The organism is Puniceicoccus vermicola (assembly GCF_014230055.1).
Lineage (GTDB): Bacteria > Verrucomicrobiota > Verrucomicrobiia > Opitutales > Puniceicoccaceae > Puniceicoccus > Puniceicoccus vermicola.
In genome coordinates this window covers 65,479-89,445 of sequence record NZ_JACHVA010000127.1, presented here as the reverse complement: position 1 = coordinate 89,445, position 23,967 = coordinate 65,479, and the positions used below count along the sequence as shown (strand labels likewise).

The 23,967-nt window shown below is 56.9% G+C and carries 22 protein-coding genes and 1 riboswitch; of the genes, 12 read left to right on the top strand and 10 right to left on the bottom strand.

What is annotated here, in order from left to right; genetic code table 11:
• From H5P30_RS17235 to H5P30_RS17220, 4 genes are read left to right on the top strand one after another with little or no spacing between them, the layout of a single operon-like run.
• The gene (locus tag H5P30_RS17235) at positions 1-279 is read left to right on the top strand and encodes a EutN/CcmL family microcompartment protein (RefSeq protein ID WP_185694157.1); all 279 of its coding nucleotides are present in this window, start codon (positions 1-3) and stop codon (positions 277-279) included.
• On the top strand, positions 276-566 hold the full coding sequence (locus H5P30_RS17230) for a EutN/CcmL family microcompartment protein (RefSeq protein WP_185694156.1): 291 nt from the start codon (positions 276-278) through the stop codon (positions 564-566). The genes H5P30_RS17235 and H5P30_RS17230 overlap by 4 nt, the downstream gene beginning before the upstream one ends.
• An 11-nt stretch (positions 567-577) precedes the next feature.
• Positions 578-1,699 (top strand): class II aldolase/adducin family protein, encoded by a 1,122-nt coding sequence (locus H5P30_RS17225; RefSeq protein ID WP_185694155.1) that lies wholly within the window; start codon positions 578-580, stop codon positions 1,697-1,699.
• Positions 1,700-1,717: 18 nt separating this feature from the next.
• Positions 1,718-2,644 (top strand): lactate/malate dehydrogenase family protein, encoded by a 927-nt coding sequence (locus H5P30_RS17220; RefSeq protein ID WP_185694154.1) that lies wholly within the window; start codon positions 1,718-1,720, stop codon positions 2,642-2,644.
• 192 nt (positions 2,645-2,836) lie between these two features.
• On the opposite strand, the gene H5P30_RS17215 is transcribed toward H5P30_RS17220, so the two are convergent.
• Positions 2,837-3,907, bottom strand: a complete 1,071-nt coding sequence (locus tag H5P30_RS17215) for a LacI family DNA-binding transcriptional regulator (RefSeq protein WP_221774396.1) — start codon at positions 3,905-3,907, stop codon at positions 2,837-2,839.
• Positions 3,908-3,990: 83 nt separating this feature from the next.
• On the opposite strand from H5P30_RS17215, the gene H5P30_RS17210 reads away from it, so the two are divergent.
• Genes H5P30_RS17210 through araD form a run of 3 tightly spaced genes read left to right on the top strand, consistent with a single transcriptional unit; the run spans position 3,991 to position 7,908 of the window.
• A complete protein-coding gene (locus tag H5P30_RS17210) occupies positions 3,991-5,658 on the top strand; it encodes a ribulokinase (protein ID WP_185694153.1) in 1,668 nt (555 codons plus the stop codon).
• 37 nt (positions 5,659-5,695) lie between these two features.
• The gene (gene araA / locus H5P30_RS17205; protein WP_185694152.1) at positions 5,696-7,198 is read left to right on the top strand and encodes an L-arabinose isomerase; all 1,503 of its coding nucleotides are present in this window, start codon (positions 5,696-5,698) and stop codon (positions 7,196-7,198) included.
• A gap of 11 nt (positions 7,199-7,209) precedes the next feature.
• Entirely contained in the window at positions 7,210-7,908 is a 699-nt protein-coding gene (araD, locus tag H5P30_RS17200) for an L-ribulose-5-phosphate 4-epimerase AraD (protein WP_185694151.1), read from the top strand.
• A 193-nt stretch (positions 7,909-8,101) separates the two neighbouring features.
• On the opposite strand, the gene H5P30_RS17195 is transcribed toward araD, so the two are convergent.
• Genes H5P30_RS17195 through guaB form a run of 6 tightly spaced genes read right to left on the bottom strand, consistent with a single transcriptional unit; the run spans position 8,102 to position 14,909 of the window.
• Complete coding sequence (locus H5P30_RS17195; RefSeq protein WP_185694150.1) at positions 8,102-9,382, bottom strand: serine hydroxymethyltransferase; 1,281 nt, start codon at positions 9,380-9,382, stop codon at positions 8,102-8,104.
• Between the two features lie 49 nt (positions 9,383-9,431).
• Positions 9,432-9,923 (bottom strand): arsenate reductase/protein-tyrosine-phosphatase family protein, encoded by a 492-nt coding sequence (locus H5P30_RS17190; protein ID WP_185694149.1) that lies wholly within the window; start codon positions 9,921-9,923, stop codon positions 9,432-9,434.
• A gap of 32 nt (positions 9,924-9,955) precedes the next feature.
• Complete coding sequence (locus H5P30_RS17185) at positions 9,956-10,666, bottom strand: ribonuclease HII (protein ID WP_185694148.1); 711 nt, start codon at positions 10,664-10,666, stop codon at positions 9,956-9,958.
• Complete coding sequence (locus H5P30_RS17180) at positions 10,666-11,778, bottom strand: helix-hairpin-helix domain-containing protein (RefSeq protein ID WP_185694147.1); 1,113 nt, start codon at positions 11,776-11,778, stop codon at positions 10,666-10,668. Before H5P30_RS17180 ends, H5P30_RS17185 begins: the two co-directional genes overlap by 1 nt.
• Before the next feature lie 17 nt (positions 11,779-11,795).
• Positions 11,796-13,349 carry an adenylosuccinate synthetase gene (locus tag H5P30_RS17175; RefSeq protein WP_185694146.1) on the bottom strand — a complete coding sequence of 518 codons (1,554 nt, stop codon included), beginning with the start codon at positions 13,347-13,349 and terminating at the stop codon, positions 11,796-11,798.
• Between the two features lie 3 nt (positions 13,350-13,352).
• On the bottom strand, positions 13,353-14,909 hold the full coding sequence (gene guaB / locus H5P30_RS17170; RefSeq protein ID WP_185694145.1) for an IMP dehydrogenase: 1,557 nt from the start codon (positions 14,907-14,909) through the stop codon (positions 13,353-13,355).
• A gap of 146 nt (positions 14,910-15,055) precedes the next feature.
• On the opposite strand from guaB, the gene H5P30_RS17165 reads away from it, so the two are divergent.
• Entirely contained in the window at positions 15,056-16,015 is a 960-nt protein-coding gene (locus tag H5P30_RS17165; protein WP_185694144.1) for a transposase, read from the top strand.
• A 69-nt stretch (positions 16,016-16,084) separates the two neighbouring features.
• On the opposite strand, the gene H5P30_RS17160 is transcribed toward H5P30_RS17165, so the two are convergent.
• The 3 genes from H5P30_RS17160 to H5P30_RS17150 all read right to left on the bottom strand — a co-directional run bounded on the left by H5P30_RS17160 (position 16,085) and on the right by H5P30_RS17150 (position 20,047).
• Positions 16,085-18,550, bottom strand: a complete 2,466-nt coding sequence (locus tag H5P30_RS17160) for an FAD-dependent oxidoreductase (protein WP_185694143.1) — start codon at positions 18,548-18,550, stop codon at positions 16,085-16,087.
• Positions 18,551-18,609: 59 nt separating this feature from the next.
• On the bottom strand, positions 18,610-18,963 hold the full coding sequence (locus H5P30_RS17155; RefSeq protein ID WP_185694142.1) for an ArsR/SmtB family transcription factor: 354 nt from the start codon (positions 18,961-18,963) through the stop codon (positions 18,610-18,612).
• Positions 18,964-19,084: 121 nt separating this feature from the next.
• Positions 19,085-20,047: an alpha/beta fold hydrolase gene (locus H5P30_RS17150; RefSeq protein WP_185694141.1), complete on the bottom strand. Its 963-nt coding sequence runs from the start codon at positions 20,045-20,047 to the stop codon at positions 19,085-19,087.
• Positions 20,048-20,285: 238 nt separating this feature from the next.
• Positions 20,286-20,400, top strand: a riboswitch (TPP riboswitch).
• A gap of 63 nt (positions 20,401-20,463) precedes the next feature.
• On the opposite strand from H5P30_RS17150, the gene thiC reads away from it, so the two are divergent.
• The 4 genes from thiC (at position 20,464) to thiE (ending at position 23,963) form a co-directional block, all read left to right on the top strand.
• The gene (thiC, locus tag H5P30_RS17145) at positions 20,464-22,398 is read left to right on the top strand and encodes a phosphomethylpyrimidine synthase ThiC (protein ID WP_185694140.1); all 1,935 of its coding nucleotides are present in this window, start codon (positions 20,464-20,466) and stop codon (positions 22,396-22,398) included.
• Complete coding sequence (gene thiS, locus H5P30_RS17140; protein WP_185694139.1) at positions 22,395-22,598, top strand: sulfur carrier protein ThiS; 204 nt, start codon at positions 22,395-22,397, stop codon at positions 22,596-22,598. Before thiC ends, thiS begins: the two co-directional genes overlap by 4 nt.
• 124 nt (positions 22,599-22,722) lie before the next feature.
• Positions 22,723-23,325 carry a thiamine phosphate synthase gene (locus H5P30_RS17135; RefSeq protein WP_185694138.1) on the top strand — a complete coding sequence of 201 codons (603 nt, stop codon included), beginning with the start codon at positions 22,723-22,725 and terminating at the stop codon, positions 23,323-23,325.
• Complete coding sequence (gene thiE, locus H5P30_RS17130) at positions 23,322-23,963, top strand: thiamine phosphate synthase (protein WP_185694137.1); 642 nt, start codon at positions 23,322-23,324, stop codon at positions 23,961-23,963. Before H5P30_RS17135 ends, thiE begins: the two co-directional genes overlap by 4 nt.
• Positions 23,964-23,967 lie beyond the last annotated feature (4 nt).

Sequence of the window (23,967 nt, the reverse complement as noted above, 5' to 3'; positions counted from 1 at the left end):
ATGCTCGACGCCCGCGTCATCGGCTTCGGCCACAGCACCGTGAAGCATCCTTCGATGAAAGGCGTGCGCTTGGCGCTGTGCGAGGGGCTGACCGATACGGGGCAAGGAGACGGGAAGGTCTTTCTCGCTGCCGATTGGCAAGGGGCCGGAGTCGGGCAGCGTGTCTTTGTCACCACCGACGGCGAAGCCGCCTCGGTAAAAACCGGGTCGGCGAATACTCCGTTGCGGAATACCATTCTGGGGATTTGCGACGAGACCGAAGAGGAGGAGGCTCGATGAAAGTCGGCCGGGTGATTGGACGCGTGGTTCTCTCGGACCGGATTCCCGAGCTGCCGGTAGGGCGATGGCTTCTGGTTTCACCGCTGGGACGCAAAGAGGTTCTGGAGAGCGATAAGGAAATGATCTCGAGCCAGCCAAGCCCGGTTGTTTTCGATAATCTTGGGGCCACCCAGGGCGATCTAATCGGATATACCGAAGGGGGAGAAGCCACTAAGCCGTTCGATGGTCCTGTGCCAATCGATGCTTACAACGCCTGTATTTTAGATTCAGTAGAAATTTTAGACTAGTAATTGGACGCATGAAAAAGTTGCTTACACAAAAAGACGTAGAAGAGATGGTTGCCAGTGGCGCTTGCCCGGACCAAATCGCATCCTCCGGAGAGATTTTGACCCCGGGAGCCCGTGACTTCCTCCGCACCGCTTCCCGTGGGGGCGGAGTGCGCAAGGCCGCCTCAACGCCATCGGCCTCCGCCGCATCGGTTCCTGCTGAGCCGATCGTGCCTGACTACGAATATCATTGGACCGCCGGAAAGGATCCGAAGACTCCTCAAGAGATTCAGGCCTTCTTCACCTCGGCTCCCGTCGAAAAGCTAAAGAAGCAGATTTGCGACATGGGTCGCCGGATGTGGGAAAAGGGTTATACCGACGGAAACGGCGGAAACCTGACCATCCGTGTTGGCGACAATATGGTCCTCTGCACACCGACTCTGGTCAGCAAGGGCTTCCTCACCCCCGAACAGATTTGTCTCGTCGATATGAACGGTGACCAGCTCGCCGGGAAATACAAGCGCACCAGTGAGGTCAATACGCACATCGGGATTATGAAGCGTCAGCCGCAGGCAAAGGCTTGCTGCCACGCTCACCCGCCGCACGCAACGGCTTACGCCGTGGCCAAGGTCGTTCCTCCCACTTGTTTGATTCCTGAAGCCGAAGTTTTTCTCGGTGCGATCGGAACCGCTTCCTACCAGACCCCCGGTTCACCGGAGAATGCCAAGGTCGTTGGGGAAGTTGCCGTCGACCACCAAGCGGTTCTCATGGAAAACCATGGGGTCATTACTTGGGGCAAGGACATCGAGGATGCCTACTGGAAGATGGAGAACACTGATGCATACTGTCAGACGATTCTCCTCGCCTCAATGCTCGGTAAGGAGCTCAAGCCCATCAGCGGTAAGCAGGCCAAGGATTTGATCGGTATCCGCAAGCAGCTCGGGATGAGCGATTTCCGGGAAAACTGGGAAGAGTGTGAACTCTGCGATAACACCGAGTTTCGCCCCGGTTTTCACGCAGCTCCTGAGAAGGAATCCTGCTCCTGCCAACTCGGTGCCGGTTCAGCGGACGGCGGCCCGGTTCTCAATGAAGATGCCGAGCAGGTCGTTAAAGTCATTTCGGAGAGAATTCTCCAGACGCTCGAAAAAAAGTAGAACGATAAGGGAGAGATCATGAAGGTTACCATCATTGGAGGAGGCGGACGAGTCGGGTCGAATGCAGCATTCGCGCTGCAGTGCGCCGGGCTGGTGTCTGAGATTCAGATCCTGGACGCGAACACTGATCTTGCCGAAGGGGAAGCACTGGATCTTCTTCACGGTGCGTCGACCTTGGGCGACCAACGGATCTACGCGGGCGACTACGACCGGGCCAAAGATTCTGACATCTTTGTCATCACTGCTGGCCTACGCCGGAAGCCGGATGAGTCCCGGCTCGATCTGATCAACCGGAACGTTTCTCTCTTTCAGCAGATTCTTGCCAGCATCCAGTCCGCTGGATACTCGGATTCGGCACAGTTCTTCATTGTTTCCAATCCGGTCGACATCCTGACCCAGTTGGCCGCGCAGGCGTTGAATGTTCCCGAGAAGCAAGTGTACGGGCTCGGAACCATGCTCGACACGGCCCGATTCCGTTCTCTTTTGTCTGCCGACCTCGGACTGCCAGCGACGCAAGTGAAAGCCCTGATTCTCGGCGAACACGGGGATTCGATGGTGCCTATCTGGTCCTCAGCCACGGTCGCTGGTCATTTGCTCTCCTCGATGAAGGCGTGCAACCCGAACTTTCAGAAAACCATTTTTGAGCGCACCAAAGGTAGCGGTGCCGAAGTAATTCGCCGCAAAGGCGGAGCGGGCTGGGCCGTCGGGGCCACCATCGCCGAGACCGTCCACTCGGTCGTTCTCGACAAGCAACAGATCCTCCCCGTTTCGAGCGTTCAGAAGGGTGCTTACGGCCTCAAAAACGTCTCAATCAGTGTTCCGACCGTGCTCGGACGCGAAGGCGTGCTCTCGCACGTGGAATTCGACCTCTGGCCGAAAGAAATGCAGGGCTTGCGAAATTCCGCTCAGTCCCTCCGCGAAACCTTCGCGAAAGTCTCTCAATAGTACCACAGGCTGCCAGCCTGTGTATGCGACCTTTGTCAAGGTCCCCAAAAAGTAGCACAGGCTGCCAGCCTGTACTCCACCCGAGCAGATCAACCACCCAGAACCCCAAAAGCAAAGTAGTGAGAGCTTCCAGCTCTCTCCCATCGCAAAAGGAGAGCAGAGCACGGATCCCGAAAGGTCATTCTGAAGTTCTCAAGAGGCAGTTCCCAATTCGCTTTCAGAGACCTGACGGCGGACCGTAATTCCATCGACCCAAGATCCTCCAATCAGAGTGGCTCGGGGAAACGGCGGTGGACCGCTTTCCCCGCTGTGCAGAAGGCTGATGATCATGTCCACGGCGGCTTCCCCAACGAGGTCATTGTGCTGGTTCATCCCGGCCCAGTTGGGGCGGTCAGGACGCCATTCCAGCTGAATGAGACCGATGTCGTCGGGAGTCTTATAGCCGAGGGATTCGAGTTGGTCGCGGACGTCGTTATAGAGAGTGAAGATGACGTCGGGTCGCTCCTTCTTCAGCCATTTTTCAAAAGTTTTCAGCGTTCCTGAACCCTTGCGGTCTTCGATCAGAGGGTTGAGTCGCTCTTTCCGCGGGAGGGGTTCCTGGGCCGTGCGATATCCTGCGGAGAATCGACCTTCGACGAGAAGGTCAATGGTTCGGTCCAGAACCAGCCCGGGTCGACGGTAGCCGAGCTCCAAAGCGTGTTCAAAGGCCCGGAGGGTGATGATGTGATGGTCGGTTGATGCGAAGGAAATTGCGGGTTTACGGGTGCGCACGCCAGTGACAATGCAGGGGAAGCTCTCCCAGATTTCGGAGAACTCTTCCGGGAGGCGATTGCGGTTCATCAGCCCGACGATGAGAAGGCCGCGAATGCCCCGCGCGCGAAGGATGCGTTGAAGACGGGTCGCGTTAATCTCGGGATCATAGAGCCAGAAGGTGTCGAGGGAGTAACCGAGCTGACTGGCACGTCGACGGCAGCCTTCGACATAACGGGGGATGGTGGGGTGATTCGTAAAGGCATCACCCTTCTCGTTAGCATTGATCAATCCCAGTGTCGCTTTATTGCCCTCGGGCTCGCTGGTCGTTCGCAGACGGGCCATGAGCTGCGCTACAACGGGGTCTTTGCGATAGTCGAGGCGATCAGCGATCGCCTGGATCCGCTGACGCGTCTTTTCGGGGATCTGGGGATCGTTGCGTAGGGCGAGTGAAACGGCGTTCTTGGAAACGCCCGCTTCTCGTGCGATGTCCATCATGGTCACCCGCTTCATGAGAAAACTTTCTCCAAGACTGGCTTTACTGTCAAGCGAAGAGAATTTTGACCCGAAGTGGGCAAAGGTGGAGCATATTGACCATGACCCCATTCACCCTCGGAATCGATTACGGCACCAATTCGGTGCGAGCAGTAGTAGTGAATTGCCTCACCGGCGAAGAGATCGGAACCGGGGTTGTCAATTACCCGAGCGGCCATCAGGGCATCCTTCTCGATGAGCAGGACCCAAACCTCGCGCGCCAAAGCCCAAAGGATTACCTTTATGGCTTGGAAAGGTCGGTTCGTGACGCCTTGGAAGACGCGCAGAAGTTCGATGGATTCTCGGCCGATCAAGTGGCTGGGATTGGGGTCGATACCACGGGCTCAAGCCCGTTGCCGGTGGATGCGAAAAACCGAGCATTGGGGACTCTTGACCAGTGGGAGGATAACCTGAATGCGCAGTCTTGGCTCTGGAAGGATCACACGAGCCACCGCGAGGCGACCGAGATTACCGAGCTGGCGGCAGAGCATCGTCCGGAGTTCATCGCCAAGTGCGGCAACACGTATTCCTCGGAGTGGTGGTGGAGTAAGATCCTCCATTGCCGACGCATTGATTCGGCAGTGTCAGACGCTGCTCATAGCTGGGTCGAACTCTGTGACTACATCCCGTCTGTCCTTGCCGGTATTACGGATCCGTCGAAGATCGTTCGCGGGGTCTGTGCGGCGGGTCACAAAGCCTTGTATTCCGAAGATTGGGACGGTCTTCCCGATAAAGAGTTTCTGGCCATGCTGGATCCAGCGCTAGCTGACCCGCGGGACCGTCTCTACGAGAGAGCGGTGGACGTCTCTCACTCTGCTGGACAGCTCTGCCCGGAGTGGGCGGCGAAGCTTGGCCTCCCCGAGGGGATTGAGATCGCAGTCGGTGAGTTTGACGTGCACTACGGTGCGATCGGGTGTGGCGTCGAAGAAGGTACGTTGGTGAAGGTCATCGGGACTTCTACCTGCGACTGCGGGGTCGTCTCTCTGGAGAAGGACGTTCCGGACATTCCCGGAATCTGTGGAATTGTCAAAGGCGCCATCCTCCCTGGGTTTTATGGCATCGAAGCGGGTCAGAGTGCAGTCGGTGATTTGTTCAAGTGGTGGGTCGAAAAAGCCTGCGAAGGGAATGAAGAAGATCATCGAAGACTGACCGAAGAGGTCGCCAATCAAGCCCCCGGGGCGAGTGGTTTGCTCGCACTGGACTGGAACAATGGCAACCGGACCATTCTCGTCGACCAGCGCCTCACAGGACTTCTGGTTGGGCAGACGTTGCATACGACTCAGGCTGAAATTTATCGCGCCTTGATTGAGGCGACCGCGTTCGGTGCCCGGATGATCATCGAGAGGATTGTCGATTACGGCGTGCCGATTGATCGGATTGTCTGTGCCGGTGGGATCGCCGAGAAGAACGCAATGCTGATGCAGATCTACGCCGATGTTACCGGAAGGGAAATGCGGGTGTCCGGTTCTTCGCAGACTTGCGCCCTCGGGGCGGCAGTGGGAGCTTCGGTCAATGCTGGCGTTCACTCGGATTTTGCCTCGGCCCAGAAGGCTATGACTTTCCTGAAGGACGTTGTCTATACGCCGAACCCGGAATCCCACGCCGTCTATAACCAGATTTTTGAGCTCTACCGCGAGGTTCACGATGCTTTTGGCGGAGTGAAAGATCAGGTCGATCTCGGCTCGTTGATGAAGCAGTTACTCCTGATCAAGGAAGCGGCCCGGAGCTGATTCTCTTTTCCTCCATTTTTAAGAACCCCTGAAACCAATGAAAAATCTCCAATCCAAACAAATCTGGTTTGTTACCGGCAGCCAGCACCTTTATGGGCCTGAAACCTTGCAGCAGGTTTCTTCCCATGCAGAAGAGATCGCCAAGGGCCTGAATGCGGTCAATGCGATGCCGGTCGAAATCGTTTTCAAGCCCATCGTCACTACCTCTGAGGAGATTCGCAATCTCTGCAGCGAAGCGTCTAATGATCGCGATTGCATTGGGGTCATTACTTGGATGCATACGTTCTCCCCAGCGAAGATGTGGATCAACGGTCTCTCCATCCTAACCAAGCCGATCTGTCATCTTCATACCCAATACAATCAGTCCATCCCATGGGCGGAGATTGATATGGATTTCATGAATCTGAACCAGTCCGCTCATGGCGGTCGGGAGTTCGGCCATATGATGACGCGGATGCGCATTGCCCGGGAGGTGATTGTCGGTCATTGGCAGGATCCCAAGGTGCAATCCCGACTCCGGGACTGGGCTGGGGTGGCTGCTGGCTGGCACGAAATGAACAACCTGAAGGTCGTCCGGTTTGGGGACAATATGCGCTATGTGTCGGTGACCGATGGCGATAAGGTCGAGGCTGAGCAGGTCTTTGGGTTTGAGGTCAATACCCATGGAATCGGTGACCTTGTTGCCGTGATCTCTGAATCTTCCGATGCGGATATTGATTCTCTTTGTCAGGAATACGCCGATACCTATTCGTTGACGGAAGGTCTTCGAAAAGGAGGGGAGAGACACAGTTCTCTTCGGGAGGCTGCACGAATCGAAATCGGGATGCGTCGATTTCTCACCGAAGGCGGGTATGGAGCTTTTTCTGATACCTTTGAAGATCTCCATGGCATGGCGCAGTTGCCGGGCCTTCCGGTCCAGCGTTTGATGGCCGATGGTTATGGGTTTGCAGGAGAAGGCGATTGGAAACACGCCGTTCTCGTACGGGTCTTGAAAGCCATGTCCGGAAATCAGGGTAAGGGTACGTCGTTCATGGAAGACTACACCTATCACTTCGATCCTGCCGGTTCGCGCTGCCTCGGTTCTCATATGCTCGAGATTTGCCCAAGCATCAGCAACGGGAAGCCCAGTTGTGAGGTTCATCCTCTCGGGATCGGAGGCAAGGAGGATCCCGTCCGCTTGGTCTTCAATGGAAAGACCGGTTCGGCCATAAACGCTTCCCTTGTCGACCTCGGAGGACGGTTCCGTTTTCTCGTAAACGAAGTCGAAAGCGTCGAGATCCCTGAGCCGATGCCCAAGTTACCGGTCGCCCGCGTTCTCTGGGATGCCAAGCCGAGTCTGGAAATAGCGGCAGAAGCCTGGATCCTGGCCGGAGGCGCGCACCATACGGCATTCAGTTACGATGTGACCTCGTCCCAGATCGAAACGCTTGCCGAAATGGCAGGCGTCGAATGTGTGACCATTGATGAGGAAACAAACATTCGCCGTCTCAAGCAGGACTTGCGAATGGGTGAGGTGTATCACGGCATTCGGGGGCTTTGAGGAGCGGACTCATGAACTACCAATTGATACGAGAAGAGTGCTGCGAAGCCAACTTGGCCTTACCGAAGACGGGCCTGGTCGACCTCACCTTTGGGAATGTCAGTGTTCTCGACCCGGACAAAAGCGTTTTTGCCATTAAGCCGAGCGGCGTCGACTACGGAGAGTTGCGACCTGAGCAAATGGTCATCGTGGACCTCGAAGGAAAGATCGTGGAGGGCGAGCTTCGTCCTTCGTCGGATACCCCGACCCATCGGCGACTCTTTCTGGCGTTTGCGGAGTCGGGAATGCGATCGGTCGTGCATACGCATTCCCGGTCAGCCGTTGCCTTTGCCCAAGCGGGGCGGAGCATCCCGTGTCTCGGCACCACCCACGCCGATCATTTCTACGGATCAGTTCCGGTGACCCGGGCCATGACCGCTGAGGAAATCAACGGTGAGTATGAGTGGGAAACGGGCAATGTGATCGTCGAGACCTTTGGCCAGATGGATCCGATGGAGATCCCGGCAGTCCTGGTTCGGGGACACGGTCCCTTCGCCTGGAATGTTTCGGCCTCCAAGGCAGTGGAGTACGCGTTGGCATTGGAGATCGTCGCCGACATGGCCCTCAAGACCTTTTCCATCGCCGCGGATAGCCCTGGAATTGATCAAACGCTTCTCGATAAGCATTTCCTCCGCAAGCACGGAAAATCTGCCTACTACGGGCAGGGATAAGCTACCTTGGCAGGTCCTTGGCAGGTTGGAGGTCGCCGTAAAGCGTGGCCAAAGAGCGAAGGATCTGTGTAAGCCGAAGGATGCCCGAAGGCGGGAGGTCATCCGCCTAGACGGCGTGATGCTCCCTCGCTTCGTAAAATCGGTCGACTACGATGACTCTATCAACCGCGAGCCCTGAAACGCTCTAGGCGCTTCAGTAAGGCAGTGGGAACTTCGCGCAGAGATCGAGTGCGATTTCCTTGGCCTCGCGGACGGCGTCGTCGCTTTCCGGTGCGCGGAGGATCTTGTCGATTGCGATCCCGATTTGAACCATTTCGGCTTCGCCCATTCCCCGGCTGGTCACGGCGGGTGCGCCGAGACGGAGTCCACTGGTCTGGAAGGGGCTGCGGGTCTCACCGGGAACCGTGTTTCGGTTGGTGGTGATGTTGGCTTCGTCGAGACGGATCTGCGCCTTCTTTCCGGTCAATTCCGGATCGGTGCCGCGGAGGTCCAAGAGGCAGAGGTGATTGTCAGTGCCACCGCTCACGAGCTTGTGTCCTTTCTCAGTCAGAGTGTCAGCCAAGGCTTTGGCGTTGCGACGCACTTGGGCTTGGTAGCTCTTGAAATCATCCTTGAGGGCTTCGCCGAAGCAAACGGCCTTCGCGGCGATGATGTGCATAAGCGGTCCGCCTTGGGTGCCCGGGAAGACGGCCGAATCGATCTTCTTGGCAAACTCTTCTTTGCAGAGGATCAGTCCACCGCGGGGACCGCGGAGTGTTTTGTGGGTCGTCGTGGTGACGAAGTCGGCAAAGGGGACAGGGGAGGGATGCTCACCTGTGGCGACAAGACCAGCGATGTGGGCAATGTCCGCGAGGAGGAGAGCGCCGTTGTCGTGGGCGATCTTGGCCATGCGCTCGAAGTCAATGATGCGGGCGTAGGCCGAGGCCCCGACCGTGATCATCTTCGGCTTGAATTCCTTGGCCCGGGCTTCGACTTTATCGTAGTCGATGCGGCCGGTCTCCGGATCCACTCCGTAGTTTTCCACTTCGTAGAGCTTGCCGCTGAAGTTCATTGGGTGACCGTGGGTCAGGTGGCCACCGTCGGAAAGGTTCATGGTCAAAATACGGTCACCCGCGTCCAGGGAGGAGAGGTAGACCGCCGCGTTGGCCTGGCTGCCGGAGTGCGGCTGCACGTTGGCGTGGTCAGCTCCGAAAAGCTGTTTGGCGCGCTCAATAGCAAAGGTCTCCGCTTGGTCGACGATGCCGCAACCCCCGTAGTAGCGCTTTCCGGGGTATCCCTCGGCGTACTTATTCGTCAGGACGCTGCCAGCAGCTTCCATGACGGCGGGGAGGGTGAAATTCTCCGAGGCGATGAGCTCGATGTGGCACTGTTGGCGATCTTTCTCCTCCACGAGGATGTGGAAGATCTCAGGATCCAGTTTCGAGAGGGAGGTGCCTTGGATTGGCTTTACGGATGTTTCAGGACTGGTGCTCATTGGAAGTGTAAAATTGGAAAGGGACGGTTCTACCGTGTGTCAACGCGGTTTACGATTTCTGAGAGGGAAAGACTTCTTGATAGAGGTAGCGGAGAAGGCCCGGGATGGCGTCGAGGAGGCTATCGCGACAGTGGATATACTCGTCGATGGATCCACCATAGGGGTCCGGAACTTCCGGACTGCCGGAATCCGCAAATTCGCGGAAAAGGTGAAGGAACGGACCTTTCTGGGGGAAAAGGGTCTCGATCATTCGTTTGTGATCGGAAGTCATGCAGAAAATCGCGGTCGACCGGGCGATGCGTTCGGGCGTCAGCATTCGGCTCTGGTGTTTTTTGAGGTCGATGCCGACTTTTTTCATGGCAAGGACAGAGTTCTTCGAGGCGGCATCTCCGTCACGAGCCGCGACTCCGGCCGATTCGACCGAGAAAGGAGGCGGATTAACCTCTCCCTCCAGTGCATGCCGAAGGAGGCCTGCCGCCATCGGGCTTCGACAAATATTCGCCGTGCAGACGACGGTGATGATCGTGGGTTGTCCACTCATATTAAGGAGAAAAACGCAGAATGCATTTTGCGTCAACTGGAGACCCCATCTCGTGGGTGAGAGAGAATCTTTCGTAGGAAAAGTTTGCGATGGAGGCGGCAGGGGCCCGTTTCCTGAATTCCCCGTCGATGTTCGGCGGTGCCGTAGCCGCGGTTGCGGCTCCAACCATAGGCGGGAAACTGCTGGTGCGCCTCGACCATCCAGCGGTCTCGCTCTACCTTTGCCAGAACGGAGGCGAGGGCGATGGTCAGAGATTTGCCATCCCCTTGCACAAGGCCTTCGTGGGTGTAGGGGAGGCGCTTCACCGGACGCCCGTCAATGAGCACGGGTGGAGGTGGTTCATCCGCTGAGGCGGACCATAGGGGTAGTTCCGCCGATGCGAGACTCAGACCCAGGCCTTTCAGGGCCCGACCCATCGCGAGAGTGGTTGCTCCGAGAATGTTATGGGTATCGATTTCTTCGACATCTGCGGTGCCCACCGCCATGCGGACATTCTCTTGGTCGCGGAGGTTTTGGAGGAAGCGGAGGGCGGTGTTACGTTCTGCTTCGCTGAGCTTTTTCGAATCGTCAATCCGTGGAGCTTTGAAGGAAGACCAGCGCCGCGAAAAAATTGATTCGGGGAGATAGACCGCCGCGGCAAAAACGGGACCCGCCAGACAACCGCGTCCGGCTTCATCGACACCGACTAATCCGGCGCCTTGCCGCGGGTAGGTGCGATCGTGTTTCCAGAGAGTCGCGCTCATCAGTAGATCACCAGGATGATTTCTCCTTCGTAGTCGCGGAGCCAGGCGCGGACTTCGAGCGGTTGGCTCAGGGAGGCAAAACGCTCGAGAGCGAATTTCATTTTCTCGGAGGGGGCGAAGAGGCGCATTGTTCCCCCTGGAATTCCTTCGTAGGCGGTATCGGCCGAGGCCACGGAGAAGCCTTCGGGAGCCCAGTCGTCCAAGGGGGTGAGGGAGAGGATGCTCACGCGAACAGGAGCATTGACATGGTAGCGGGCGTTTTCCCGAAAATAGAGAGCTGTGTGAGGCTGGATCGGCGGCGGAACGACTGTGGCAAAGGCCCTCATTCCGTCGATGGTTTTAGTCGAGATACCGATGACTTGATCGAGCTCATTGAGGGTGAAGAAGGGACGGGCTTCCGTAATGCGGGAGGCGAGGACGGGGCCGATCCGGGGGAGGGTGTCGAGTTCTTCGAGGGTGGCGGTATTCAAGTCGATGAGTCCATCGGCATCCGATTCTTCAGGTGTGACTTCGGCGACTTCTTCCTCGGCCTTCTTGGAACGACCGGACATTGCCCAGCCACCGACTTCGTTTCGCTCGGCTTCGTCTTTGAGGCGGTTGAGATAATTCCGGTAATCCCAGACAGATTTCTTGTAGCCGGGCCAAGGAGTGTCGGGGACGAAACCCGAGGCGCGGGCGAGGCCGTTGCTCACCAGGGCTGCCCCGAGGTCTTCGCCGTCTTTCATAATGATCGCCCGATAGCGGGTGCCATAGCCCCAGCCGTCACTCCAGTCAGTGTAGACGGTAAAACTCCCGCGGAGAAAATCTTTGGCAAACTCAGCGGCCTCTTTGCCGAGCTCGATTGTCTGGTCCGCGGAGATGGAAAAGTACTTGGCCTGTCCTTTAATCCGTTCCGGGTATCGGGTATCGGTTTCGGGGGTATCTACATAGAAAAGGCGGAAGACATAATCCTTCCCCTTGTGGCGGATGTGGAACGAGTCGCCGTCGTAATACGCACTCTTGTCCAGACGGGCCCCTTCTAGAATCTCCCACTCTCCGGTTTTCGCGGAGAGCGGGAGGATTCCAAAAACGATCGACAGTATGAGGAAGAGAGGCTGTCGAAGTGGTCCCATGGATCTGGTGGATGAAGTCAGCTCTTGAAGAGCTCAATGATTGCGGCGGTTTCCGGGATGTCCTTGATGATTTCATCGGGATCGGGACCGACGCCGATGTAGCGCAGGTTCGGGAGTTTTTCCGGCCATTGCTCCGTGCCGTAAGCACTTGCCAAGGTGTAGTAGGTCATCGCGGCTACGTAGCGTTGCGCTTCAGCCGGAAGTGCGTCGAAGGAGCGGGCTTCGCAGATGTCCTCGTCCCATCCATCGAAATCTTCGTAGATCGCTTTGCATTCGCGGCGGACGACTTCGTTGCGCGGGACTCGGTTGTAGACCGTCCCGTCGGGAGCTTGGTAGCCAGTGCAGATCCGCAACTTTCCTTCCCAAGAATCGCCGCGTGTGAGTGCGTCGAGCTTGTTGATGACGAGGTCGTCGAATCCTCCATAGCGGAGGGCGGTTCCCTTCTCAACAGCGTCAAACCAGCCGACCATCCGCTGGCGTCCGGTCGAGGTGCCAAACTCCAGCTTCCGCAGCTTGATCGCCAGTGAGTCTTCCAAAGGCATTTCCGTGAGGAAGTCATGGGTGCCGACCTTAGTGTCGTAGGCCTTGCAGACCCCAAAGGTATGCAGCGGCTGAACCGGGATGCCCGCCGATTGGAAAAACTCCGGAGTGTAGGAGTGCGAAGCGGTGACGTTGGGGGCGAAGCCGTGGCGTTTGTCCAACCAGTAGGCTTGACCAAACTCCCCGATGACCGATTGACCATTCTCAATGGTGGTTAAGACCAGCTCGCGAATATCGGCGATGGCCTCGGCGAAGAGGTTTCCGGTCTCCCAGTAGGTTTCGAAGAGCGCGTCACGATCGAGCTCGAAGGGGCGTTCGCCACGGAAGCGACGGAAGTCGAACTCCTCGGGCGGAAAGGCGCCATCGGCGACTGCGGGTTCATTCGCCCGACTCTCGGCATTGCTGAGGGTCTCGAAAAAGTTGAACCATTCGTCTTCGGTGACTTGGCAGACTTCTTTGATCGTCAGCAAAGCCCGGTCGAGGCGGGAGTCGAACCGCTTCCGGAAGCGATCTGGACAGCCAAGGAAATCGGCATAGTAGATTTGCCACTGACCAACCTCATCGAGGTAGGAGGGGGTGATGCCACGACCCGTGGATCCCCGCGCCGGAAGCTTGAGCTGGTTCTCACGATATGATTCCCAAGCCAAATCGAGGAGGCGGTGACCGAGGTCACTGACCATGGTGCGCTCGTCAATCCGAAGCCGGGAGAGAACTTCGAAGCCCCGGGATTCCGTGGCTTTCGTTTCCCACCAGAGCTTACGAGGGTCGGCGACGACACCGCTGCCCAAGCCAAGGATCGGCACGCTCTCTTCAATGACTCCGCCTGGGAGAAGATTGAGCTTGAGGCCTCCTGCGGTGTGACCCGAGTTGGCTCCACCGTTGACCTTGAGCACGATGCGGACGGGATCGGGGCGTCCGGTCGAATCTTGCAATTCGCGAACGACCTCGGAGATGAGGCGGCCTTTGCCTTCATCTCCAAAGCTAATTCCGGTATCCGCAATAAGAGGACTGAGAAAAGGTTGCAAAGCCATCGTTCAACCTTCTTCAGAAGTTTCAGCCTTAACGACAATGACGTCGTGAGGGGAGGCCTCGCGCTGTCCCGCAGGAGAGACGCGAACGTAGAGCGCATTCTCTTTTAAGGCATCCAAGTCTTTCGCACCGAGATAGCCCATTCCGCTGCGGAGTCCACCGGCCAGACCGGAAATGACCTCTTCGACGGAACCGGAGATCTCTTTCAAAGCCTCGATCCCTTCGGAGGCTACCTTGCGGTTGAGATCCTTGACTGCGTGACCGTAGCGGGCCGCGGATCCGGCCTTCATCGCCGCTTCGCTGCCCATGCCTCGGTATTGCTTATAGAGCTTTCCTTTGATCTCCAAAATGGTTCCGGGTGCTTCCTTGCAGCCGGCCAAGAGTCCGCCACACATCACGGCATCGGCGAGAGTCAGAGCCTTGACGACATCGCCCGACTTGCTGATCCCGCCATCGGCGAGAATACGAACTCCCTTGGCTTTGGCTGCCTTCGAGCAAGCGTAAAGGGCGGTCAACTGGGGAATGCCCACTCCCGCGATCTGGCGGGTCGTGCATATGGATCCCGGACCTTGCCCAACCTTGATGATATCGGCCCCCGCGTCGGCGAGGTACTCAACCCCATCTCCGCTGGTGACATTCCCGGCAATGATGGTCAGATCGGGAAATTCGGAACGGAGAAGCCGAACCGACTCGCCAACCCCAGCACTAAAGCCGTGAGCGGTAGAGACGGCCAAAGCGTCCAGACCCTCTCCAACCAGATTACTTACGTGACCGATAATTCGATCGCGATCGAGAGAACCATCTGCCTTACGAACGGCACTGATGGCTGCCCCACAAAGCAACCGGAACCGATCATCCCGAGCCGGCCGGAGATTCGAACGAGCCTCTTCGCTGATGCGCTCAATGTCGCTCAGGGTAAAGAGACCCTTCAACCGATCCTCTTGATCGACGACCAAGAGCTTGTGAATGCCGAGATGGTCGCTGAAGAATTGATCAGCGGTCTCGACTGGATTTTCTCCAATCTCGCTTTCGGTAATCGTGTGAACCTGGCTGCGGACATGCATCGCTTCCTCAACCCGGTGAGAACGATACCGCTCCTTGACAACCCGTCCCGGGAGCAGGCCAACCAGCTTCTCATCCTGATCCACCACAGGAAAGGTGCGAAACTTCACATTCTTCCTCTCAACCAGTTCCAAAACATCCCCAATCGTCTGCTCGGGATGGGCCACAAATGGATCCTGAATTAACCCATTCACATAATTCTTCACCCGCGCCACCTCACGAACCTGCTGCTTCTCGCTCATATTGTAATGAACGATCCCCAGCCCGCCCTGAAGCGCCATGGCGATCGCCATATTGCTCTCAGTAACCGTGTCCATGTCTGATGAGACGATGGGGAGGTGGAGAGAGATTCTCTTCGAAAGGGTGAGGTTCAGACTCGCCTGGCGAGGAAGAACTTCGGAATAGCGCGTCGCCAGAGACACATCATCAAAGGTGAGCCCAGTTGGCAGCATCGAAGGGAAAAAATCGTCTGCGTTTAGATAGGGAGAAAAACTACTCATTGCTTGTCGTTTCGATTCAAACGGTGAACCTCCCATTCTCAAACCCGAGGAGCAAGAAAAAGCGCATTTCTCGATCCCAAGTGTGTTTTTATATAACAGAGATAAAATGACTTGCAAAGCCGGGTGGTTTTGGGTGGTCTGTGGCTATGGGCAGAATACGGAAAAAAGTTTTGGGCCAAACCGCTTACTACCATCTGATGAGCCGGACTGTGAACGGGGAGGCTTTGTTTGGAGCGCGGGAGAGAGAGGTTTTGCGGAAGATGATTTGGCAGGTATGTGACTTTTCCGGGGTTCGGGTGGTGACTTATGCGGTGATGAAGAATCACTTTCATATCTTGGTGGAGGTTCCCTCGGAAGGGACTGTTGTCTCGGATGAGGAGATTGTGCGTCGGTATCGCAGGCTTTATCCGAAGCCGACTCCCTGGCAGCCTCTACGGGCTGAGGTTTTGGCTGGAGAGTTGAAGCGGGACTCTTTGGAGGGTAGGGAGTTGCGGAAAGATTTGCTGCGGCGGATGCATGATATTTCCACCTTGATGAAGACGCTGAAGCAACGTTTCTCGCTTTGGTTCAACCGGTCTCGGGAGCGGTTTGGGCCGGTTTGGTCGGAGCGTTTTAAGAGTGTGCTGGTCGAGGGGGATCGTTGGGCCCTGCGGACTGTGGCGGCTTATATTGACTTGAATGCAGTGCGGGCGGGGTTGGTGTCTGATCCTAAAGATTACCGCTTCTGTGGATATGCAGAGGCGCTTGCGGGGAGTCGGATCGCGCGGGCTGGTTTGGGCGTGGTTGACAAGGATCTGGCTGGCTATCGGCAGACTTTGTATCGCTCAGGGGCTGCAGAGAAGGACGGGAAGGAGCCGATTAGCCGTGAGGAGGCGCTGCGGGTTCTTCAGGAGGAGAAAGGAAAATTGCCTTTGGCCGTGATTTTGCGGTGTCGGGTGCGGTATTTTACCGACGGGATGGTTTTGGGTTCGGAAAAATTTGTCGAGGAGCACCTGAAAACGATGAAAGACCGCGGGATTCGACCGCGCCGTTCGCATCCGATGTCTGGCGCGGACTGGCAGGGCCTTTCGGTGGGCACGGGACTTCGGAAGGATTTGTTCGGTTAAATTCTGCCGGGAGAATTGCGTTATTCGACGCAGGGGGACTGGGAGCACTCGCCCGCCCGTGCCGCGTGTTTAGATAAACAAATTCGCGTTCGTTTCGCTGGCTGCTCCGAGGAATTCGGCGACGCCGCCGAGCTCTACTCCGTCGATAAGCTCTTCTTCACGAATTCCCATTGCCTCCATCGACATGGTGCAGGCGACGAGGCGGACGCCGGCGCGTTGAGCCTCTTGCATGAGTCCGGGGAGGTTGGGGAGTTTTTTCGAGGCCATGCGATCTTTCATCATCCAGGTTCCCAGACCGGCCATGTGCATTTTGGATAGTGGGAGCTTTTTCGGTCCCCGGGGGAGCATCCAGCCAAAGACTTTGTCCATGAGGGTTTTGTCGGGAACTTGGGCTCCTTTGTCCTTTCGGAGGATATTGAGTCCCCAGAAGGTGAAAAAGAGAGTCGCTTTGCCTCCCATGGCAACGGCGCCATTGGCGATGATGAAAGATGCCATGGCGCGGTCGAGTTCTCCCGAGAAGACGACGATGGTGGATCCCTTTGCGGGGGGAGTCTGCCCGGAATTCGGTTGGGAGTCTGCCGGCCCGTCCATGGGTTTGCGAAGGCGTCCGGTGACAATTCCTTTGGATTTGTCGGCCCCGATAAATTCGTAGCCGTTGGCTTTGCAGAAGGCGGGGAGGTCGTTCATGAAGCCGGGGTCGGAGGCTGAAATCTCGAGTTCTTGGCCCGGTGCGAGGGTGGCCGCGGTTTCGCGGACTCGGAGAATGGGACCCGGGCAGGCCATGCCGGTGCAATCGAGCGAGGCGGTTTTCACTTCGGGGGATGGAGATTCCGTTTCGGGAGTCGCTTTGGAGGAGTTTTCCATGGGAGTTGTCTTTTCAGGTGCACTTGGCGTGGCAGCTACCTTCCAGCCACCGACATGGGCGGACACCTCGAAGCCATTTTGGGCGAGAATTCGAGCGGCGAAGTAGCTCATCTTACCGAGAGCGCACACTGTCGTCACCGGTTTTGAGCGGTCCAGCGAGTCCGACTGGCTTCGCAGGGAGGGGAAGGGAATGTTGATCGCTCCAGGAATCGGTTTCAGCTGGGCCATTTCAGCTGGCCGCACGTCGATCAACTGCTGGCTGTTGGGATCGGGTAACTCGTAGACCGGCTTCACTCTGCCGCTGCGAATGTTGTTGGCGGAAAACCCCGCCGTATTCAGAGGGTCCTTGGCCGCTCCGAACGGTGGTGCGTAGGCGAGCTCGAGATGCTCCAAGTCCTCAATGGTCAGTTGGCCTTTGATGGCGGTAGCGAGGACATCGAGGCGTTTGTCCACGCCTTCGATGCCATTGGCCTGTCCTCCGAGCAAACGGCCTGTCGACTTGTCCCAGAGAATCTTGAGAGTGAGATGGGTTGCGCCGGGGAAATAACTGGCGTGATTGTAGTCGGTGACGATGGTTTTCTCGTAGTCGATCCCCATCTGCTGCAGCCGTTTTTCGGTGTGTCCGGTAACCCCCGCAGCGACATCGAAGACGCGAACGATCGAAGTCCCAATGGAACCTGGATAGGGTCGGGCTTCGTCCCCGTACACGATGTGGTCGGCGGCAACACGACCTTGTCGGTTGGCCGGTCCTCCGAGGGCGATGGCGGTCGGACCGCCGAGAATGGGATCCATGGTTTCGCTGGCGTCCCCAACTGCATAGATGTCGGGGTCTGAAGTCTGCATGTGGCCGTTGGCCTTGATGTGTCCGCGGGCTCCGAGCTCGAGGCCAGCCTCTTGAGCGAGGCGGTTCTCGGGGCGAACCCCGATGGAAAGGATGACCATGTCCGCTTCCAGGTTTCGTCCGGACTTGAGAGAGGCGCGAATCCCTTGGTTCTCGGCGGAGGAAAAACCGTCGATTCCGTCTCCGAGAATCAGGTCGACTCCATGGTCGAGAAGTTCTTGTTCGACGGCCCGGGTCATTTCGGGGTCCATTTGCGGGAGGACCTGTTCTACGAGCTCGACGAGTTGGACCTCTTTGCCGAGTTGGACCAGCTGTTCGGCCATTTCGAGTCCAATGAAGCCCGCCCCAATGACCAGAACCCGGTTCGCAGAATTGGCGGCATCCTTGATGCGGTCCATATCCTGGAGGTTGCGGAGGGTGTAGATCCCGCCGAGATCGATTCCCGGTAGCGGTGGGCGCAGCGGGGAGGCTCCGGGGGAAAGGATGAGCTTGTCGTAGGCCAGTTCTTCGGTTGTCCCGGAGTCCACATTGCGGGTTACCACCGTTTTCTTTTCCCGATCAATGGACACAACCTCGGTTTTGGCTCTGACGTCAATTGCGAGTTGATTGCGGAGTGAATCCGGTGTTTGGACGGACAGCTTCTGGCGGTCAGTGATTTCTCCTCCAATATGATAAGGGAGTCCGCAATTGGCGAAGGAGACATCGGGGCCTCTCTCCAAAACGGTGATCTCGGCCTTTTCGTCGAGTCGACGAAGCCGTGCAGCTGCAGAGGCGCCGCCTGCGACGCCTCCGACGATAAGAATGCGATTGGGAGTGGATGAAGAGTTCATGAAGGTTGGAATCGTTTCGATGGTTTCAATGAATGGCGGGACGAAGGGACTGGTTCTACTTACTCGTCTTCGCAGCAATGGGATTCACGCGGGGGTGGAGGTTCCCCGGCGGTGCCCAGAGTGCATTGGAAACTGTGGCAGAAGCGGAGGACCTCCTCGCAATTGATGCTGTAGCAGATCTTCTTGCCGCAGGGCCTTTGATTCAGGAGTCCTGCCTTGCGAAGGGCGGTGAGGTGTTGGGAGACGGTTGCCTGCGCGAGAGGCATGGCATTGACGATCATCCCACTCGAAGCTTCTCCATTCTCCTGAAGGAAGCCAATGATGGCAATGCGAGCGGGATGAGCGAGAGCTCCAGCAAAAGCCGCAAGCGAAGATTGTTCTTCCGTGAAAAGATCTGTTTTGGAGGCGACCATAATCAATATTTAATATCGTATATCGTGGATATACGATAATAGTCAAGGCAGAAAAAGATTTCCATGAATCAGGACAGCTCAGGGTAGGGGGATTCCGGTCGGCGAGCTTACCCGTGAAGGGTCAAACCTTCAGGACAAACTGGAACATTGCTTCTCCCGCCCCCGGAAGGTTCTCGTGTCCGAAGTCCGGGTAGAGCATGTAAGATTTAGGGGACCGGATGGCGTTGTAGGCGGCGAACTGAGTTGAGGGCGGACAGATATTGTCCCGGAGGGTGATCGCCATGAGAACGTCGGCGCGGATGCGCGGGGTGAGGTTCTTAATATCGATGTAGCCGAGTTTCTCAAAGATCTCCTTTTCGCGTTTGTGGAGCGGATCGAAGCGCCGGAAATAATCCTTCAAACCGATGTAGGCGTCTTTATCGAGATCCATCTCCCAGACACGTTTGTAATCGGATAGAAAGGGGAAGTGGGACACCACGCGACGGATGCGGGGTTCGAGGGCAGCGCACACCAGAGCGAGTGCTCCTCCCTGACTCCCTCCGACCGAGGCCACCCGGTCTTCGTCGACCTGTTCCAATTCCATTACGATTCGCGCCAGCATGGCGGTGTCGAGGAAGACGTTGCGGTAGTACATCTTCTTGGGTTCATCATCGAGCCCCTTGATGACATGCCCGTGCAGGGTGTTTCCCCGGGTGGAAATCGTGTCATCGGAAAGACCTCCCTGGCCGCGGCAGTCCAGGCCGGCGACGGTGAAACCTGCGGCTACGTAGGGTAGCATTTGGACCCAATCGGGAGAAGACCCCGAGTAACCGTGGAAGAAGAGAAGAGCAGGCCCTGGCTTTTCGGCGGGTTGAAGCGGGGTGGCGATTCGCGCATGGACGCGCGCGCCTCCGGTTCCGGTGAAAAAGAGCGAGCGGCACTGAGCGTAGGGCACGGGAAAATCGACCTCCTCGTAGGCAATATCAGGGTCGATCTCGCGCATTTCCTGAAGGCCTTCATCCCAGAAATCGTCGAAATTCTGGGGACGGGGATTAGTTCCGTTGTAGCGTAAAAGGTCTTCGAGTGGTTTATCGAGGGCTGGCATGGTTCTTACTTTGAAGGATGAAAAGCTTGGTACGTTAGCAAGGCTCCTCAGGAAAAGCTGTCCTTTTTTCGCGGAAAAACTCAGTTGGCACAGGGGTTGATCGATTGGATTAGCAAAATGAATCCGGGGAAACTCTTGGACCATTGCGGTGGTTTGCGACGGAGCTTTTTCGACCGTCATCCCGAGGATTTTATTTTGAGAGTTGCGTCGGAACGGTTCTCTTGGTTTTCTTGCGTTTCCAATGATAGAGGAGAGCTTCCGGATGGAAGCTGAGATTAGGGCTACTTCCGCCCTTAGATCCTATGAACCTGATGCGTGTTAACACCGCCGTAGGGATTATCGAGTCGAGAATCGGTTATATTCTCGGCAAGGATTTTCACCCGGCGGAGTCGGGACGCATCGAAATCCACTGATGTATGCCAGAAAAATCCAAGAACTCCGAAGCTTCCCAACACACCCTTTTTGAACAATCCCGCCGCGTCTATCTCTCAGGCAGTCGACCCGACATTCGGGTGCCGATGCGCGAGATCGAGCTCTCGGATTCCCGCGAGATGGACGGGACGATGGTCCCGAACGATCCGGTTCGGGTTTACGACACCGCCGGCCCGTGGGGCGACCCGGACTTTCATGCCGATCCGCGAAAGGGACTTCCCCGCATGCGTGAAGCTTGGATTCGGGAGCGCGATGATGTGGAAGAATACGACGGCCGAGTGATTCAGCCAAAGGACGATGGATACATTTCGGAGTCGCACAAAGCGGGCGCTAAGAAGCGGGAAAATGCCCGCAAGCTGATCGAGTTTGAAAACCGTCCACCCCGTCCCCTGCGGGCGAAGGCTGGAAAATGCGTGACCCAGCTCCACTACGCGCGTCAGGGCATTATCACCCCGGAGATGGAGTTCATCGCCATCCGTGAGAACATGAAGCTTCAGACCGCCAAGCGGGAGTTGAAGATGTCTCCCGATGCCGAGCGAAATACTCTGGAGGTGCAGCATCCGGGGAACAGCTTTGGGGCTTCGATCCCGGACGAAATCACTCCGGAGTTTGTTCGTTCCGAAGTGGCTCGCGGTCGGGCGATCATTCCATCGAATATCAACCACCCGGAGCTGGAGCCGATGATCATCGGTCGAAACTTCCTGGTGAAGATCAACACCAACATCGGAAACTCGGCGGTGGCCTCCTCCATCGAGGAAGAAGTCGAGAAGATGCGTTGGTCGACAAAGTGGGGCGGTGACACTCTCATGGATCTTTCGACGGGGAAGAACATTCACCAGACCCGGGAATGGATCCTCCGCAACTGCCCGGTTCCCGTTGGGACGGTGCCGATTTACCAAGCTTTGGAAAAAGTGAACGGCAAGGCCGAAGACCTGACGTGGGAAATCTTCCGCGACACCCTCATCGAACAAGCGGAGCAGGGCGTCGATTATTTCACCATCCACGCTGGAGTCCTCTTGCGCTACGTGCCGCTCACGGCGAAGCGGATGACGGGAATCGTCAGCCGTGGTGGCTCGATCATGGCGAAGTGGTGCCTGTCTCACCACAAGGAGAGCTTTCTCTACACCCATTGGGACGAGATCTGTGAAATCATGGCCGCCTACGACATCTCTTTCTCGATCGGGGACGGACTCCGTCCGGGATCGATCGCGGATGCCAATGATGAGCCTCAATTCGCGGAACTGAAGACTCAGGGGGAGCTGACAAAGCGCGCTTGGGAGTTCGGAGTTCAGGTAATGAATGAAGGTCCGGGGCACGTGCCGATGCACATGATCCAAGAGAACATGCAGAAGCAGATAGAGTGGTGTCATGAGGCCCCGTTCTACACGCTTGGACCGCTCACGACTGACATCGCTCCTGCCTACGACCACATTACCAGTGGAATTGGTGCGGCGCTGATCGGTTGGTATGGGTGCGCGATGCTTTGCTACGTGACGCCGAAGGAGCACCTCGGCTTGCCGAACAAGGACGACGTCCGCGAGGGCGTCATCACCTACAAAATCGCCGCACACGCTGCGGACCTGGCGAAAGGCCATCCCGCGGCCCAGTATCGGGACAACGCTCTTTCGAAAGCGCGGTTCGAGTTCCGCTGGAACGATCAGTTCAACCTCTCGCTCGATCCGGAGAAGGCCCGATCCTTCCACGACGAAACCCTTCCTGCGGATTCGTCCAAGACTGCCCACTTCTGCTCGATGTGTGGACCGAACTTCTGCTCGATGAAGATCACCGAGGACGTACGCAAGTACGCCGCCGAGAAGGGGGTCTCCGCCGAGGAAGCTTTGGAAGAAGGGATGTCCGAAAAATCTGCCGAGTTTAAAGAAAAGGGCGGCGAAGTTTACGTTGGGGGGGCTGCTCAATGAAAGTGACGCTCAACAACGATTCTCACGAAGTGACCCCGGATACCACCTTGATCTCCTTTCTCCAAAAATTGGGGCAAGAACCGAAGGCAGGAATGGCGGTGGCTATCAATGATGAAGTCGTTCCCTCCAGTGAATGGTCGGAACGGCTTTTGGAAGACGGGGATCGGATCTTGTTGATTCAGGCTACGCAAGGAGGCTGATTGTGATAGTATCTGCTCCTTCGCAGCCGTTTGCTGAAGCTGCACGGTACGGTTTGTTTGGTGAATGTGGGATTCTTCCCCATCAATTGGGCATCCCGTTATCTTTCCGCTGTCTCGGGCCCCGATGAAGATCTACGCCATATCTCCCGAATCGGAAATCCCCGGAGAGATCGAGACGATCCAGTCTCTACTCGATGTGGGGTTGGTGGCCTATCATCTCCGCCGCCCGCAGGATTCGGTGGAAACGGCCTCGGATTTTCTCGACCGGTTGCCCGATGATGTGCGGTCGTCCGTAGTTCTGCATCAGGAGTATGGTTTGGTCGATTCGTATGGCCTCGGGGGATACCATTGGAAGGATCGAGATGATTTGGCGCATCGTTCGGAGGAATTGCAGGTTCAGCGAGGTTCGGGGAGGACCTTGAGCCGATCCGCGCATGGGCGTGATCGGCTCAAAAATTCACCGACCGATTGGGACTATATCTTTTTGAGCCCGGTCTTTCCCTCGATTTCGAAGGTGGGATATCAATCGGAGATCTCGGAAAGCGGTTGGGCGGAGATTACCGCCGAGTTTTCCTCGGATTCTTTGATGGCCTTGGGCGGTATTGATGCGGCATCCGCGGTGCGAGCCTGTGAATTGGGATTTTCCGGAGTGGTTTTGCACGGCTGTCTTTGGACTGCGGACGATCCGGTGAAAGCCTTCGAATCTGTCCGGAGGGTGTTCGCATGAAGGAGGTCTCGATTCAGTGCCTGACCCTCGACGGAATCTCGCTTTCGCATGAAGAGCAAGTGTCGGCTCTCTGTGAAGCAGGGGCGCATTGGATCCAGTTGCGGATGAAGTCGGCCACGGATGATGAGGTCGAGAAAACGGCAAAACGTTGTCTCGAAATCTGCCGGAAAAGGGGAGTGAAGTTGATCCTCAATGATCGGGCTGAGGTGGCTCAGCGAGTCGGGGCAGACGGGGTTCATCTCGGAAAACTGGACATGCCCTGGAACGAAGCAAGGGCTTTGCTCGGTGCGGATTTTCTGATTGGCGGTACGGTCAACTCGGTGGCAGATGCAAAACAGGCGGTCGAGTCCCGGGCGTTGGACTACGTGGGAGTCGGACCCTTCCGATTCACTCGAACCAAGAAGAATCTGGCACCGACCCTCACGGAAGAGCAGTGGCGGGAAATCGTTGCCGTGCTGGATGGACTTCCCGCCTATGCCATTGGAGGAATCGAAGCCACCGATCTCGGGCGAATCCGCGAACTCGGACTTCAGGGCTTTGCCATCAGTTCGGGATTATTCGTCGAACCGGGGGCTGGCGTTCACTATCCCCGCCTTCGTGAGGGATGGGATGTGAAACAGCTTGCCGAAAAGGAATGAATTT